This is a genomic window from Calidifontibacillus oryziterrae, assembly GCF_000331575.1.
GTDB lineage: Bacteria > Bacillota > Bacilli > Bacillales > Bacillaceae_J > Calidifontibacillus_A > Calidifontibacillus_A oryziterrae.
On the sequence record NZ_KB223527.1, the window covers coordinates 1,393,360 to 1,409,981 of the forward strand.

Annotated in this window: 12 protein-coding genes; all 12 read right to left on the minus strand. The window is 37.3% G+C overall.

Annotated features, from left to right (window positions below):
* Positions 1 to 121: 121 nt before the first annotated feature.
* Positions 122 to 1,297 (minus strand): ATP phosphoribosyltransferase regulatory subunit, encoded by a 1,176-nt coding sequence (locus tag D612_RS0115425; RefSeq protein ID WP_017756390.1) that lies wholly within the window; start codon positions 1,295 to 1,297, stop codon positions 122 to 124.
* Positions 1,298 to 2,579: 1,282 nt separating this feature from the next.
* The gene (locus D612_RS0115430; RefSeq protein WP_017756391.1) at positions 2,580 to 3,089 is read right to left on the minus strand and encodes an acyltransferase; all 510 of its coding nucleotides are present in this window, start codon (positions 3,087 to 3,089) and stop codon (positions 2,580 to 2,582) included.
* The gene (gene ppaX, locus D612_RS0115435; RefSeq protein WP_017756392.1) at positions 3,086 to 3,736 is read right to left on the minus strand and encodes a pyrophosphatase PpaX; all 651 of its coding nucleotides are present in this window, start codon (positions 3,734 to 3,736) and stop codon (positions 3,086 to 3,088) included. The genes D612_RS0115430 and ppaX overlap by 4 nt, the downstream gene beginning before the upstream one ends.
* On the minus strand, positions 3,726 to 4,673 hold the full coding sequence (locus D612_RS0115440) for a nucleoside recognition domain-containing protein (protein ID WP_017756393.1): 948 nt from the start codon (positions 4,671 to 4,673) through the stop codon (positions 3,726 to 3,728). The genes ppaX and D612_RS0115440 overlap by 11 nt, the downstream gene beginning before the upstream one ends.
* Positions 4,674 to 4,983: 310 nt before the next feature.
* Positions 4,984 to 5,808, minus strand: coding sequence for a prolipoprotein diacylglyceryl transferase (lgt, locus tag D612_RS0115445; protein WP_017756394.1), 825 nt, complete (start codon positions 5,806 to 5,808; stop codon positions 4,984 to 4,986).
* Positions 5,809 to 7,182: 1,374 nt separating this feature from the next.
* Positions 7,183 to 8,118, minus strand: coding sequence for an HPr(Ser) kinase/phosphatase (gene hprK / locus D612_RS0115450; protein ID WP_017756395.1), 936 nt, complete (start codon positions 8,116 to 8,118; stop codon positions 7,183 to 7,185).
* Positions 8,119 to 8,585: 467 nt separating this feature from the next.
* Positions 8,586 to 8,948, minus strand: a complete 363-nt coding sequence (locus tag D612_RS0115455) for a phage holin family protein (RefSeq protein WP_017756396.1) — start codon at positions 8,946 to 8,948, stop codon at positions 8,586 to 8,588.
* Positions 8,948 to 9,151, minus strand: coding sequence for a PspC domain-containing protein (locus D612_RS0115460; protein WP_017756397.1), 204 nt, complete (start codon positions 9,149 to 9,151; stop codon positions 8,948 to 8,950). Before D612_RS0115460 ends, D612_RS0115455 begins: the two co-directional genes overlap by 1 nt.
* A 257-nt stretch (positions 9,152 to 9,408) precedes the next feature.
* Entirely contained in the window at positions 9,409 to 10,512 is a 1,104-nt protein-coding gene (locus tag D612_RS0115465) for a DUF4097 family beta strand repeat-containing protein (protein ID WP_017756398.1), read from the minus strand.
* A gap of 57 nt (positions 10,513 to 10,569) precedes the next feature.
* Complete coding sequence (locus tag D612_RS0115470) at positions 10,570 to 10,878, minus strand: DUF4870 domain-containing protein (protein ID WP_017756399.1); 309 nt, start codon at positions 10,876 to 10,878, stop codon at positions 10,570 to 10,572.
* A gap of 425 nt (positions 10,879 to 11,303) precedes the next feature.
* Positions 11,304 to 12,881 (minus strand): sensor domain-containing diguanylate cyclase, encoded by a 1,578-nt coding sequence (locus D612_RS0115475; protein ID WP_017756400.1) that lies wholly within the window; start codon positions 12,879 to 12,881, stop codon positions 11,304 to 11,306.
* 540 nt (positions 12,882 to 13,421) lie between these two features.
* Entirely contained in the window at positions 13,422 to 16,295 is a 2,874-nt protein-coding gene (uvrA, locus tag D612_RS0115480; RefSeq protein ID WP_017756401.1) for an excinuclease ABC subunit UvrA, read from the minus strand.
* Positions 16,296 to 16,622: the final 327 nt, after the last annotated feature.

Here is a 16,622-nt window from a genome sequence, read left to right on the forward strand (position 1 = left end):
GTTAATTTTTTTTTACTAGTTAAACTAAACTACTCACAATATTCGCTTCAATATTTTTGTTATATATCGTCACATCAGTTATATTTATCTAAACTCTAATTTCCCGCAATTTTCTATCGAATTACGCTTTGCCTTGTTTCCCGATAAAATAAACTACATCTTCATATCGACTCGTAAATAAATCGACGTCCTCTATTCCTGTTATATCCTGTAAAACAACACTATCTCCACATTTTCTTTTTTCAAGAGCGAGCTGAATCGCCTCATGACGATGTTCTTGACTAAACAAAATTAAGGAGGTCGGTGCTGACCGATGACCATTACCTAGCGCCTCAACAAGGCGGTCAAGTCGAATTCCAAAGCCTGTTGCGGGTGCAGCCCGATTAAACTTTTCAAGCAATTGGTCATAGCGACCACCATTACAAAGCAGAAAGCCCAAATTTTGCGCATACCCTTCAAATAAAATACCTGTATAATAGCTCATATGACTAACAATATTTAAGTCAATTTTTACATAATCTGTAACTCCATAAGACTCTAGCTGACTCCATAATAGGTCTAGTTCTTCAATAGCTTTACGCGCATCTTGGTTTTCCGTCATCTCGCGTGCCTCGGCAATTTTTTGATGATCTCCACGTAATTGTAAAAGCTGTAAAAGCTGCTGTTTATCAATCGATGACAACGGTAAGTTTTTTACATGCTCGCGAAATCCGACGTAATTTTTTTCATATAGAAAGCGGCGCAAACTGTTAGCACGTTCTTCATTTCCTAAAATCTCAACAAACAACGCGTTCACAAAGCCAACATGACCAATGGCAACAGAAAAATCTTCTAAGCCTGCATTTTTTAAAGCTGCAATCATTAATGCGATAACCTCTGCATCAGCACTTGAAGTTGAATCGCCAATTAACTCAATCCCAACCTGTTCAAATTCAGCAGGACGCCCACCTTCACGTTGCTGTGCCCGAAAAACATTGGCATCATACGCTAATCTCAATGGATATCCTTCTTCCTTCAGTCTTGATGCTGCAACGCGGGCAATTGGTGCAGTCATATCCGGCCGTAGCACTAACGTATGGCCTTGTTGATCTAGCAATTTAAAAAGCTGGCGATCTTGTATGGCCGATGCCGCCCCCACCGTTTCATAATATTCTAATGTTGGCGTTTCAATTGTTTGATAACCCCACGCGCTGATTTCATCTGCCAGTTTCGTTCTCACATGCTTTTTAACTTCATGGAGCTGTGGTAACGTATCTCTCATACCAAGTGGTTTTTCAAACATAAAAAGCTTATTCATTGTTGACACACCCTTATTTTAAAATTTTATATATTCACTACTTCCAAAAGTTTAATTACTAGCTTACAAAGGAGTTGACATTTCCTTATTTTAATAAGTTAATATGTTCATTACTACAAATAGTTTAATTACTATCTTACGTAGGCGTCTAAACTGCCTTATTTTAATAAGTTAATATGTTCATTACTACAAATAGTTAAAATAATCGCTTACAAAGATGTTGATACTGCCATATTTAAAAATTTTATATATTCACTACTAAAAAGGTTTAATTACTAGCTTACGTAGGCTTCTAAACTACCTTATTTTAATAAGTTAATATGTTCATTACTACAAATAGTTAAAATACTCGCTACAAAGGTGTTGATACTGCCATATTTTAAAAATTCTATATGTTCACTAACAAATAGTTAAAATACTCGCTACAAAGGTGTTGATACTGCCATATTTTAAAAATTCTATATGTTCACTAACAAATAGTTAAAATACTCGCTACAAAGGTGTTGATACTGCCATATTTTAAAAATTCCTTAATCCTTAATACTAGATATAATAACTAGTTCTTATGCTTTAGTTCGCTAATGTGCTAACAAGTTAAAATGTAATTACTTGTTAGTCTACATCTGAATTGTTAAGGCGTCAATATGAATATAAAAAATGCTTTATTTATTATTTTGACAATTGGAACAACAATACCTTTGAAAAATTTAGTTTATATCATACAGTTACCCACAAATAACCCATTTTTCATTCAAAATGATAGAAATCAACGGTAAGCGATAATATATTGAACGAAACATCATTTTTTAGGGTTAAATGTAAGCCGAAATATGTATAAGAAATGTTGGAATCACTAGTTGATAATGGTTATTGTCCGAATACAGCAACTTATCAACTGGATTCGAAGATTTATTGACCAAGTTTCCTATTTTATTAGCCAAAATCAACTATTTATTAGCCTAGTGCCTTTTTATGGAAGTAAGTTGTCGTCGTTTCACTATTTTATAGATAAGGAAATTTTCTGAACAATTGATCTAAACAAAATAGGCTTAGTTTCACGACTAAGCCCATCAATTACTATTGATAATTTAACTATAGAAACATCCGCCAATCGAAGTACCGACGATTATGGCCAACTACTATTTGAAAAATGCAACTATAAATACCTCGCCAAATCTCGAAACCGACGATCTGTCCGTCTTCGCCAATTTGCCCGCATCCTCCTATTGCTTACTATCCGGATCTCCAACTACTATTTGAAAGCCCCACCTTTAAATTACGCCTACTCTCGTTCCTTTGCTTCCATTTCTTCTTTTGTATAAATGACTCGCATTGGATTGCCGCCAACAAACGCGCCTGCAGGCACATCCTTATGCACAAGTGTTCCTGCTGAAACAATTGCCCCATTGCCAATCTCCACTCCTGGCAAAATCGTTGTATTTGCACCAATCATAACGTCACTACCAATGACCACTTCGCCTAAACGGTACTCTTTTATTAAATACTCGTGAGCTAAAATCGTTGTATTATAGCCGATAACCGTATTATTTCCGACTTTTATTTTCTCAGGAAACATAATATCAAGCATAACCATTAATGCAAATGACGTGCTTTTCCCAACCTCCATATGGAGAAAGGTGCGATAGAGCCAATTTTTCAACGGCAAAAACGGAGTATAACGGGCCGTCTGAATTACAATAAAATTTTTCACAACCTTCCAAAACGGTACTGTTTTATAAACATGCCACAATGAATTTGCCTCGGTTACACGATAACGTGTCGTACGCCTCACGCTTCTATTCCCCCAACAATCTCAATAAGATCTGACATTTTCTCAAGCATAAAATCCGGATTATATTTTTTTAAATAGTCAGGACCTTTAAGCGACCATGTCACACCAGCTGTTAATGTTCCTGCATTTTTCCCCGCTTCAATATCATGATGATTATCGCCAACCATAATCGTATGTTCAGGCTTTGACCTCAGCTGCTCTAAAGCCAAAAAGATTGACTCTGGATGAGGTTTAGCATGTGCTACATCATCTACTGTAATAACCACTTCAAAAAATTGCTTAAGTCTAGACAATTTCAAACCCATCTCTACGGTATTCCGTGTTTTTGAAGTCACAACACCAAGCTTATAGCCTTTTTCATAAAAGTATTCAATCGTTTCATACACTGTATCGTACTCTTTAACAAGCTCGTCATGCTTTTCCTTATTAAATTTCCGGTAAACTTCGACCATCTCTTGTGCTTTTTCTGGATTCAACATATGAAAGCTTTCATATAAAGGTGGTCCCATAAACTTCAAAATATCTTCTTTTTTAAATTGACTCGGTGAAAAAAACTGCCCAAGAGTATGCATAAATGACTCAATAATTAAATCATTTGTATCAATTAACGTACCATCTAAATCAAATAGTAACGTATCAACCTTCATAACTCGAAATCCCCTTTCTCGCACCTACTTCTATACGATGCCAAATTGACGCCACCAAAATTGTTAGGAAAATTGCAACACTTAAGCGAATTACTAGCAAAGGCCAGACCGGGATTCCAAGCGATAAAAATATGAGGGTATCCTCGATGACTGCATGACAAGAGACAAGAAAAATAAACGCTAAATATAAGTCCTTTTTGGAAACGCCGTCTTCCCGTACCGCTTGAATCATAACACCTGCCCCATAGGCAAGACCAAAAGCAACACCAGCCGCCAAAGTAGTTGCTGTATTTTCCTTCATTCCTAACAATCGCGTAAAAGGAGCCATCATTTTTGAAAAACGATCAATCCATTTCAAATCCTTCAACAGTTGGATAAAAACCATTAATGGAAGGACAATAATCGCAATTTGAACAATCCCTATAGATGCTTTTGTAATCCCATCCCATATTATTGCACCAATCCCAGTTACAACCTGTTCAGATTGATTTGAAATAAGTCCATATTGAGCCAGTTCATTCCCACCGTTCCAAAGATGATGGATGAAGAAGCCCGACACTAACGCAAGAATAATTCTTATTGACGCTACTACCCAAAGCTTTACGCCAACCTTAGCAGCAACAGTTGATTCTACAATTAAATTATGGGCAAATGACATCATCATCGCTAAAATAAATACTTCTTTTACAGTAAAGTCAATTGTCAAAATCGCACCAATTCCTGCGTATAAGTTTAAAAAGCTAGCTAATACCAATGGAATCGCAGCATCTCCTGGAAGACCAATCCACCCCATAAACGGCTCGATTAGGTTTACAATCCATTGTAATAATGGTGTATACTGAAGTAATGTTACTAGTAACGTAACTGGAAATATAACCTTACCCAATACCCATGTTGTTTTTATTCCGACGAGTAAACCTTGCTTAATTGTACGCAAGACCCTTCCCCCTACTCTTGGTGTATAGTCTTGATGAACTATTCACACTATCTTATATGCATGGTGATAAAACTAAACTCTTTTTATCGTGAAGATGAATGCTTGAATGCTTGAATGCTTGTAAAAATAATATTATATACCCACAAGTTTGACTAACAAATTAAACAAAGATTATCTAGAATGAAAGCTGCAAACTCCCCTAACAAAAACCTGCTACATTTTTAAGAGAAATTCCAATCTCTTGCGTTTCCATATTTCAATATTTTTGATTTGGTGATTACTTTAATCTATTACTATTACGGGATGCTAGTCACATTGAATTCTCATTATCTAAATAGTTCGCCTTTGCATAACCCTTAGAGCGACGATACCACCATGTAGACACAGCAAATATGATTAACAAAATTGATATAAACTGTGCCATTCGTAAATATTCAGTTAGCATCAGACTATCTGTCCGCAAGCCTTCAATAAAGAAGCGGCCAATTGAATACCAAATTAAATAGCTTAAAAATATTTCTCCACGCTTTAAATTTACTTTTCGTAATGACAAAAGAACGACAAAGCCTAGTAAATTCCAAATTGATTCATATAAAAAAGTAGGCTGGAAATAGTGACCCTCTATGTACATTTGATCGATGATGAATTTTGGCAAATGAAGGTTTTCTAGAAACGAACGAGTCACCTCTGCACCATGCGCCTCCTGATTCATAAAATTTCCCCAACGACCAATTGCTTGAGCTAAAATGATGCTAGGAGCCGCAATATCAGCAAGTTTCCAAAATGAAAGCCCTCGTTTTTTTGTAAAAATATACCCTACTAAAAATGCACCAATCAGTCCCCCGTGGATGGCAATACCACCCTCCCAGATTTTTATAATATCACCAGGATTTTGTGAATAGTACTCCCATTTAAAAATAACGTAGTATGCTCTTGCTGCCAGAATAGCGACTGGAATTGCTATAATAACTAAATCAACAAATGTTTCTTTCGGAAGTCCTCTCCGAACACTTTCTTTTGTTGCAATCCAAAGTCCTAGCAACGCTCCGAATGCAATGATGACGCCATACCAATATATTGTAATAGGACCAAGCTCTAAAAACACCCGATTCAGCTGTTGAATTTCCGACTCCATATATGCTCACTTCCTTTTATTTGCTAGTGCTTCGTTGCGTTGTGATGCAAATTTCAATTAAAGATTATTACTATCAAAGAGGGAATACCTCATTGTAAAGTTGTTTTCTGCCTAATTCGTTTCAATCACTTTGAAGGTTCGGACACAATTTTGCTACTTCGGCCGTTTTCTGTCCGAACTACCACCAAGTTCGGACACAATTTTGCTACTACGGTCGTTTTCTGTCCGAACTACCACCAAGTTCGGACACGAATTTGCTACTACGGCCGTTTTCTGTCCGAACTACCACCAAGTTCGGACACGATTTTGCTACTACGGTCCATTTCTGTCCGAACTACCACCAAGTTCGGACACAATTTTGCTACTACGGCCGTTTTCTGTCCGAACTACCACCAAGTTCGGACACGAATTTGCTACTACGGCCGTTTTCTGTCCGAACTACCATTGAGTTCGGACACGAATTGCCTTTTCACAACACTTTCTGTCCGAACTACCACCAAGTTCGGACACGAATTTGCTACTACGGCCGTTTTCTGTCCGAACTACCACCAAGTTCGGACACAATTTTGCTACTACGGCCGTTTTCTGTCCGAACTACCACCAAGTTCGGACACAATTTTGCTACTACGGCCGTTTTCTGTCCGAACTACCACCAAGTTCGGACACAATTTTGCTACTACGGCCGTTTTCTGTCCGAACTACCACCAAGTTCGGACACAATTTTGCTACTACGGCCGTTTTCTGTCCGAACTACCACCAAGTTCGGACACAATTTTGCTACTACGGCCGTTTTCTGTCCGAACTACCACCAAGTTCGGACACAATTTTGCTACTACGGCCGTTTTCTGTCCGAACTACCACCAAGTTCGGACACAATTTTGCTACTACGGCCGTTTTCTGTCCGAACTACCACCAAGTTCGGACACAATTTTGCTACTACGGCCGTTTTCTGTCCGAACTACCATTGAGTTCGGACACGATTTTGCTACTTCGGCCCTTTTCTGTCCGAACTACCACCGAGTTCGGACACGATTTTGCTACTACGGCCGTTTTCTGTCCGAACTACCACCAAGTTCGGACACGAATTTGCTACTACGGCCGTTTTCTGTCCGAACTACCACCAAGTTCGGACACGATTTTGCTACTTCAGCCCATTTCTGTCCGAACTACCACCAAGTTCGGACACGAATTTGCTACTACGGCCCTTTTCTGTCCGAACTACCACCAAGTTCGGACACGAATTTGCTACTACGGCCGTTTTCTGTCCGAACTACCACCAAGTTCGGACACGAATTGCCTTTCACAACACTTTCTGTCCGAACTACCAACAGATTCAGTAGAGAGTCGCAATATTTAATTTAGAAGCCTATCACTTTATAAATCATCGTGTTCCCTTTCTTCAATCACATCTGTTAATCGATTTGAAAACTGTTCCGCCGCGTTAACACCCATCCGTTTCAAACGGAAATTCATCGCGGCCACTTCAATAATAACAGCTAGGTTTCTCCCTGGTCGTACTGGTATCGTAATTTTCGGAATATCCGCATCGATGATTCTCATTTTTTCTTCCTCAAGTCCAAGGCGGTCATAAACCTTTTTTGGATCCCAGAGCTCTAGCACAATAACTAATGATATTTTTTTTGAGTTTAGAATAGCACCAGCGCCAAACAGTGTCATTACATTAATAATTCCTAAACCACGAATTTCTAATAAGTGTTGAATTAACTCGGGTGCACTTCCTATTAATGTATCCTGATCCTCTTGCCTAATTTCAACACAATCATCGGCCACCAATCGATGCCCCCGCTTAACAAGTTCAAGGGCAGTTTCACTTTTCCCTACTCCACTTTTACCAGTAATGAGAACACCAACACCATAAATATCAACCAAAACTCCATGAACAGCTGTAGTTGGCGCAAGCAGGCTTTCTAAATAATTCGTCACACGACTTGATAGTCGCGTTGTTTTATAGTGAGAACGGATAATCGGGACATCACTTTCCTTTGAAGCCTCAATTAACTCCATTGGAACCTCTGCACTTCGAGAAATCATAACTCCAGGTGTAATATCTGTGCATAACATTTCAAAGCGCTCCTTACGAACTTCAGGCGCTAATGCATTAATAAAAGATAGCTCTGTCCTTCCTAATAACTGCAGCCTTTCTGAAGGATAATGCGCAAAATATCCAGCCATTTCAAGACCTGGGCGGGAAATATCACTTGTCGTAATAGGGCGATGAATTCCTTCTTCTCCACAAACAAGCTCGAAATTAAATTTTTCGATTACATCCTTTGTTCTCACTTTTACCATTGCCGCTTCCCCCAATAATGTGAATGCTGGTTACTATTTTATCATTTTTTTAGACAAACACGAAATATGCGGCTTATTTTTATACAGAAAAACAATAATAGTAGGAATACATCTATCCGCACACCTAGAAGGAAGATTATAAGGTGTGACCTAACTCCTCATCTCCCAAACTTATTCTTAATCGCTTATCTAAAGCTACCCTTACAAAAATAAAAACGCCCTTCCGCAAGGACGTTAGCTTTACAACAGTATTAAGTTAATAATTGCGTTGCTTTTCCCTTTTCTACGCAAGGACGTAGCTGTGCCAAATTAGACAAGCTACTCGAATACAATTTTAATCAGTTACATAAGTTAGTCTAGCTTTAAGTTAGTCTAGCTTACTTACAACAGTACCTTTTTGCCATCCAAATGCTTCTTCTAAAAAATTTGAGTTACTAATGTTTGTTTCCAACAGCACGTTTTACAATTTATTTTTCTTTCTCATTTAACGGTTCAATGACAACCTTTTGGATTAGCATGTTTAAAATAGAAATGACTATAGCTGCCAAAATTGCCGCCCCAAAGCTTTCAATTTCAAATGCTGCCCCCATCAATTCATCTGTGATCATAAGGGTAATCGCGTTAATGACAAATAAAAATAGCCCAAAGGTAATGACAGTAAATGGAAGTGTTAGCAAAATTAAAATCGGCTTAACGAAAACGTTTAAAATAGAGATGATTAAACTCGCAACAATTGCAGCCGAAATTCCATCTAGGTAAAAAGATTTAAAATAACCAGCTACAACAATTAGTACTATAGTATTAATTAGAAGGTGTATTAGCCATCTCATTAGCTAATCACACCATCATCATTCGGTATAATAAAGGCGCAAATCAAATAAGCAAGAGCAAACGGAAAGAACACTGTTACGATCGAAAGGATGACAAATAATACTCGTAATAATGTTGGATCGACGCCTAAATACTCACCAAATCCTCCTAAAATACCCGCGAGTTTGCGATCGGTGCGTGACCGATATAATTTTTTCCTCATCGTTACCCTTCCTTTCTATCAGATCTTTCAATACTCTTAATTTTTTAAGTTTCTTGTCACTTAAGCGTACTTTACTATTCGAATTGCGAATTCCCTCTTAAGTTTTCAATAATTTGTAAGTTCCTTGTTACCTACTGAGATTTACTATTCGACTTGAAAACTCTCTTAACTTTCAATAATTTATAAGTTCCTTGTTACTTAAGCGTGAATTACCATTCGACTTGCTAATTCCAGCTTAAGTTTTCAATAATTTCTTGTTACTGTTCAATCCTCTTGACTACAATTGAGCCCGTTCTTGATTCTGCATCTACGTATAGCTTCCGTTCTTGACCACGATTTGCTACAAAACTCATTTCCTTTTGGACTACATCTTTTTTCTCATCCAAAATTTCTAAGTTTGTAAGCTCACAAGTAAATCCACCTATATTTGATTTTAACTTACCATTAACCTCAAGATTCGTATTGTCAGCTACAAACAAGTCAATGCTACCTGTTTTTGACTTCACCAATACGGTTTCGCTCCTTGAATCAAGAACCTCACAAATAATATTACCACTAAAGCTCTGTAAATCTGTTTTCACAAATGAACCGTTAGCTTTGATTGTCCCATTTAATGTTTCAGCCTCTAATTCATGTGCACGACTATTTTCTACTCGTATATGGCCATTTGCTGTCTCAAATTCAAAGTCGTTCCCACTCAAATTTGAAAATTGAATATTACCATTTGCCGTTTTTGCCTTAAACATTTTTACATTAAGATTCTCCGCCTTTATATGACCATTAAACATACGAATTGTAATTTTTTCATAAAGGAACCTAGGAATATAAAAAACCGTATTCATTTTAATTTGTTTTGGCTCAACTGAAAACCTCATGGCATCCCCATCGATCGAAAAATACACACTTTTTAAGAATTCCTTCTTTGCTTCCTCCTGTGAGGATACTTTGTAAACTTTAGCCTGACATTCAACACGCACATCACGTTCATCCCAAGGTAAAATTTTAATATCACCATTAGATATATCCAAACTCATATTAACTAAATAAACATCACGGTGCTGAAAAATATGATTTACTTCTTTGTGAGGACCAAAATTAAAATCTAAGTCGACATCTTTAATTTTTTGAAATGTACTATCAATGAAGTCTGTAAACTTATCCATGAATGATGGACGCTTATAGCTTTTGTTTTCGTAATTGTTAGACGATGATGAATCAAAATTCACATGTGGTGAAGGTTCAGTCGTTGTTTCCGATTTTTTAGTTGGGTTTTCCAAAGCCTCAATTAATGTAATCGCCTCCGCCGCCGTAATCTTACCTTCTTCAACCATTTTCAAGATCCGTTTCTTTTCTTCCTGCATGTTTTGCCCCTCCTTTTAAAAATTTGAATTGTGTTAAAGTAGACGATTGATTTTTAATTAGTCAATTAAAATTTTAACCCCTTTTACAACATTCCAAATCAGAACCCCGATATTAATAGCTCCTATTAATAAAAACGCAAAGATTCCACCTACTGCTAGCATTGTCGGTTCTCCACTTGAAAGTAAAACTGGAACTGCTACAATTGGCACTGTAATGATGGGTATTAAATGAGAAAGAAATGACTTTTTCGCATGGTTTTTCACTTCTGAATGATCCACGATAAAATAGACGATAATTGGAAATAAGAACGGTGCAAAAAACAAACTAAAATAACAAAGTGATGAAACGATACGATTGGTATCCATATACAATCCTCTCCTTTGTTAATATATACGGATTGTTGCTTTAAGACGTTTCACAAAAACGTGAAATAAATAAAAATCAGTCTCAAGACGGAGTCTCATATTTTTTGTAGCTACAAAAAAGACATGAGTCGGTACCACTTAAAGCCTTACTTTGAGCTTAAAGTACTAAAACGTCCTCATGTCCAATATACAATATTCTACTAATATTATCTTAATAGTTAAACGGAATAATTGTAAGTTAACTTTTGTTTTGTCAATATCGCTTCTTTTACAATATTATCTTAACAGTTAAACGGATCGATTGTAAGTTAACTTTTGTTTTATCACAACCAATTCTTTTACAATATTATCTTAATAGTTAAACGGAATAATTGTAAGAGTTATACAAATATTTTTTGAGATTTATATACATTTCTAGTTAAGCGTTAAACGAATGTTTTTACTTTGTTATGGAATACTGTCGTCCGATTTCTTCCATCAGTTTTCGATTGATAAAGGGCAGAATCTGCTCGTTCTATAATCTCTTCCGGATGTTTGTCTCCTTTTTGATACTCAGTAATCCCTAATGAAATTGTTATAGCCTCCCCTGTAGGGCTTGCCGTTTCTGCAATTTTCTCTCTTAACTGCTCAGCAGCTTCAAACGCAGACTCTATATTTTTATTTTTCATTAAAATTACAAATTCCTCGCCACCATAGCGGAAGCAATACATTTCATTTTTGCAAACACTGTTAATCATCCCTGCCAAGTATCGTAATACGTCATCACCGACAAGGTGCCCAAACGTATCATTTACTCTTTTGAAACGATCAATATCAAGAAGTATGATTGAAAATGCAATATCTTTTTCGACCCATTCTTTCATAATGGAATCGAATGCTTTACGATTAGACAATCCTGTCAAACCATCGATTTCAATCTGCCTGTTTAATAAATTCAAATAATTATTCATATGGTGATAAAGATGATGAACTTCAAAAATATGTGAATTAATTTTCAGTTTTTCAAACCTGACGATTTTATTTTCATGAATGGCATTTTCGGAATGCTTTGCGATGACGTTAAGTGGTCTCGAAAGATTGTTTGCTAGCACCGAAGCCAACAATAATATCAATAATAATAGTGGCAAGCCCTGAAAGAACATGCTTTTTCGAACATTTCCTAATGGTTCTGCAATAATGCCTGTTGGAGTTTGCGATATAATTCCCCAGCCACTCACTTTTTCAAAGGCATACCCAGCATAAAATTCATTCCCTTGAGTATTGACAACTTGTGCAGACCCACTTTTCCCTTGCAAAACGTTACGGACTGCTTCATTTTTGGTGACAATATCATTTATCCGGCTAGGGTCAGGATGAAATATAATTCTGCCTTTTTGATCAACAACATAAACGTAGGAACCATTTGCATATTGATGTTTATCTAACGTATTCTTTATTACATTTTCACCTTCAAGGTTAATCGTTCCTGCAACTAAGCCTTTAAACGATCCGTTATTATCAAAAATCGGCGCTGAAACAAGTAATACTCTTTGGCCAGATAAGTCGTTATATGGTTCCGAAATTAGTGGCCTTTTCAATTCTAAAGCATTTTGTATAGCATTTGAAACTAACTTCGTGTTTGCTTTTACTTCAGGCCCTTTGTTATAACGAACCACGGATGGACTTATGACTTGGATAACCCCATTTGGGTCCGTGATTAATAACGCACTAAAATAACTGCTATTAGTAATTCGATATGAATCTAGTATATCTTGAGAAAATGACTGTCTTCCAACAAAGACAGCAATCCCGTTAATATGCTCCTGCATATGAATTAATAAATCACTCGTACTTAATGACAACTTATTAGCATAATTGCGATTGCTTTCTAAATAATTTTCCGCTAACGAGTGTTTTAATGCGTTTGTTGCAGAATACCAGCTTACACCCGCAGTTAATATTACTGTCATAAGCACTAACAACCCAATTGCATAGCGAAGCTTAACTTTTCGATCAAAAGGCATTACATTTTTCGACTCCCTAAAATTAAAAATCAATTCATCTTATCATACCAGAGAAACATTGAATTACCAATATATTTTTTGTAATAGTACGAATTAATTAACAATTTGAAATATTATATTCAAAATATGTCATACACACGTATTAATTCAATTTCCGACACCTGAAATCCCGGAAAAACTTTATGTATGAGGATTTATGTATTTACATAAAAGAAAGACCATCAGCTGAGGAATGAAGATCACCTCTCTACTGATGGCTTACTTATCTTTTGTTTTATTGTTGTTCGATCTACTGCGACCGTTTTTCTACTCTATCTTTAATTTTTACCTTTGGGTATATTTCATACAGTCGTTTTTGAAATATCAAGAAAGAGATAACCTGATGATTTATTATCCATACTTTTTTATTTTACCGTTGCTTCGATCTACTGCGACCGTTCTTCTACTCTATCTTTAATTTTTACCTTTGGGTATATTTCATACAGTCGTTTTTGAAATATCAAGAAAGAGATAACCTGATGATTTATTATCCATACTTTTTTATTTTACCGTTGCTTCGATCTCCTCAAGGCGCTGTACCATTCTGGCACGATCACGATCTAACACAGGATTTAAGTACTTTCCAGTATAGGATGCCGAAACCTTACAAATTTCCTCAGGAGTACCGGTTGCAATGACCTGACCTCCATTTGCGCCCCCTTCAGGTCCTAAATCAATGATATAATCAGCAGTCTTAATTACATCAAGATTATGTTCGATAACAAGCACTGTATCGCCATTTTCTACTAAGCGCTGCAGTACCTTCAATAACCTGGAAATATCATCAACGTGCAAGCCCGTTGTCGGCTCATCTAAAATATACAAGGAACGACCGGTCGAACGACGATGGAGTTCTGAAGCGAGTTTTACACGTTGGGCCTCTCCACCAGATAGCGTTGTTGCTGGCTGGCCTAATTTAATATATCCTAAACCAACATCAAAAATTGTTTGTAGCTTACGTTTTATTTTTGGCATATTAGCAAAAAATGCTAACGCATCCTCAACCGTCATATCTAAAATATCAGAAATATTTTTATCTTTATATTTTACCTCCAACGTTTCGCGGTTATAACGTTTCCCATGGCAAACTTCACAAGGCACATAGACATCGGGTAGAAAATGCATTTCAATTTTAATAATCCCATCACCACGGCAAGCCTCACAGCGACCGCCTTTAACATTAAAGCTGAAACGGCCTTTTTGATAGCCGCGAATCTTCGCTTCATTTGTTTGCGAAAAAACATCACGTATATCATCAAAAACACCCGTGTACGTCGCGGGATTTGATCGAGGTGTCCGCCCGATTGGCGACTGATCAATGTCGATTACTTTATCAAGCTCCTCAATCCCTTTTATTTCCTTGTGCTCTCCTGGTTTTTCTTTTGATCGATATAATTTTTTGGCAACGGCTTTAAATAAAACTTCATTGACTAGCGTACTTTTCCCAGAGCCGGAAACGCCCGTTACACAAACAAAAGTACCAAGCGGAATTTTCACAGAAATATTTTTTAAGTTGTTTTCCTTCGCTTTCACAATTTCTAAGTAGCGATCGTCACCTTTTTTCCGTTCAAGCGGTAAGGGGATGAACTTTTTCCCTGATAAATATTGGCCAGTCGGTGAATTCGGATCCTTCATAACTTCACTAGGTGTACCTTTTGCTACAACTTCACCACCGTGAACCCCAGCTCCAGGACCAATATCTATTAAATAGTCGGCTGCGAGCATTGTATCTTCATCATGCTCGACAACAATCAGCGTATTGCCAATATCACGCATATTTTTTAACGTATCAATAAGTCGATCATTATCACGCTGATGGAGACCAATTGAAGGCTCGTCTAAAATATACAACACACCTGTTAATCTTGAACCAATCTGGGTAGCTAAACGAATTCGTTGCGCTTCCCCACCTGATAGTGTTCCTGCTGTTCTCGATAGCGTCAAATAATCCAACCCTACATTTACTAAAAAGCCGAGCCGTTCAACAATTTCTCTAAAGACTAAGCGGGCAATATTCATTTCTTTTTCTGTAAGAGTAATCTTTTTGAAAAATTCCAATGCTTCTGTAATTGAAAAATTTGTAATTTCTCCAATATGTTTATGATCCACTTTCACAGCTAGCGTTTCTTTTTTTAAACGATGTCCTTTACATGCAGGACATGACTTTTGCACCATATATTTTTCCATCTGTTCGCGAATATAATCCGAGGTAGTTTCTCGATAGCGACGTTCGACATTGCGAATAACACCTTCAAATTCAATATGATTTTCGCGGACTTGGCCAAAATCATTTTCATAATGAAAAAAGATTTTTTCACCATTACTACCATAAAGAACTTTGTCTAATAAATGCTTAGGAACATCTTTTACAGGAATTGTCATATCGACACCGAAATGGTTGCAGACACACTCTAACAGCTGTGGGTAATATTGTGAACTAGTTGGCTCCCAAGGTGCAAGCGCATTATCCTTTAATGAGCGCTCCCAGTCTGGAATCACAAGATCTAAATCAACTTCAAGCTTCGAGCCTAAGCCGTCACAACTTGGGCAAGCACCGAATGGGCTATTAAATGAAAACATTCTAGGCTCAAGCTCCCCGATTGAAAAGCCACAATGAGGGCAGGCATGATGTTCACTAAACATCAATTCCTCTTCCCCAATCACATCGATTACAACATTGCCTTCGCCGAGCTTTAACGCTGTTTCTAATGAATCAGATAAGCGGGCGGAAATGCCATCCTTAATGACGATCCGGTCTACAACTACCTCAATAGAATGCTTTTTATTTTTCTCTAATTGAATTTCGTCACTAACCTCATGCATTTCACCATCGACGCGAACGCGAACATAGCCTTGTTTTTTTATATCCTCAAACGTTTTAACATGCTCACCTTTTTTCCCTCTAACGATTGGTGCTAGAATTTGCAGCTTTGTCCGTTCCGGATATTCAAGAATTTGGTCAACCATTTGTTCAATCGTTTGTGATGAGATTTCAATGCCGTGCTCTGGACAAGTTGGCCGTCCAATTCGAGCGTATAGTAACCGTAGATAGTCATAAATTTCTGTGACGGTTCCAACGGTAGAACGAGGATTGTTACTTGTCGTCTTTTGATCTATTGAAATCGCTGGTGAAAGCCCATCAATCGAGTCAACATCGGGCTTATCCATCTGTCCCAAAAATTGCCGAGCGTAAGCGGATAATGATTCTACGTACCGGCGTTGCCCCTCAGCATAAATCGTATCAAAAGCTAACGACGATTTCCCCGACCCTGATAGCCCTGTTAACACAACGAGTTTATCGCGCGGAATTTCGATATCAATATTTTTTAAATTATGGGTACGGGCACCCTTTATTACAATTTTATCTACTGTCATGCTTGTCTCCTTTCTAGAAATAGACCTAGTGGCAACGCGAATGATTTTTGGACTAGATTGGATCTCCCACGAGCTGAAACACTTCGCCACATCATCTGCAATCATCGCCTACCTAAATAGGTTAAATTGCTTCGTCCGTCGCACTGAAACACTTTGCAATCTCGTTATAGTACGAAGTCATCTGCTGAATTATTGTTGAAATTGGATTGGTCCTTACATGCGCTAAAACATTTTACTACCCTGATACAGTATACAATCATCGATTACAATATTGTTTAACTTGGATCGGCGCTTCATAACACTAAAACGTTTTGCCACCTTGATACA

What these genes read in the sequence shown, in the direction of transcription:
- D612_RS0115465 (WP_017756398.1), bottom strand. Translation starts at nt 10,512, where the DNA reads ATGCAGGAAGAAAAGAAACGGATCTTGAAAATGGTTGAAGAAGGTAAG.
- hprK (WP_017756395.1), bottom strand. Translation starts at nt 8,118, where the DNA reads ATGGTAAAAGTGAGAACAAAGGATGTAATCGAAAAATTTAATTTCGAG.
- D612_RS0115460 (WP_017756397.1), bottom strand. Translation starts at nt 9,151, where the DNA reads ATGAGGAAAAAATTATATCGGTCACGCACCGATCGCAAACTCGCGGGT.
- D612_RS0115455 (WP_017756396.1), bottom strand. Translation starts at nt 8,948, where the DNA reads ATGAGATGGCTAATACACCTTCTAATTAATACTATAGTACTAATTGTT.
- lgt (WP_017756394.1), bottom strand. Translation starts at nt 5,808, where the DNA reads ATGGAGTCGGAAATTCAACAGCTGAATCGGGTGTTTTTAGAGCTTGGT.
- D612_RS0115425 (WP_017756390.1), bottom strand. Translation starts at nt 1,297, where the DNA reads ATGAATAAGCTTTTTATGTTTGAAAAACCACTTGGTATGAGAGATACG.
- uvrA (WP_017756401.1), bottom strand. Translation starts at nt 16,295, where the DNA reads ATGACAGTAGATAAAATTGTAATAAAGGGTGCCCGTACCCATAATTTA.
- D612_RS0115475 (WP_017756400.1), bottom strand. Translation starts at nt 12,881, where the DNA reads ATGCCTTTTGATCGAAAAGTTAAGCTTCGCTATGCAATTGGGTTGTTA.
- ppaX (WP_017756392.1), bottom strand. Translation starts at nt 3,736, where the DNA reads ATGAAGGTTGATACGTTACTATTTGATTTAGATGGTACGTTAATTGAT.
- D612_RS0115470 (WP_017756399.1), bottom strand. Translation starts at nt 10,878, where the DNA reads ATGGATACCAATCGTATCGTTTCATCACTTTGTTATTTTAGTTTGTTT.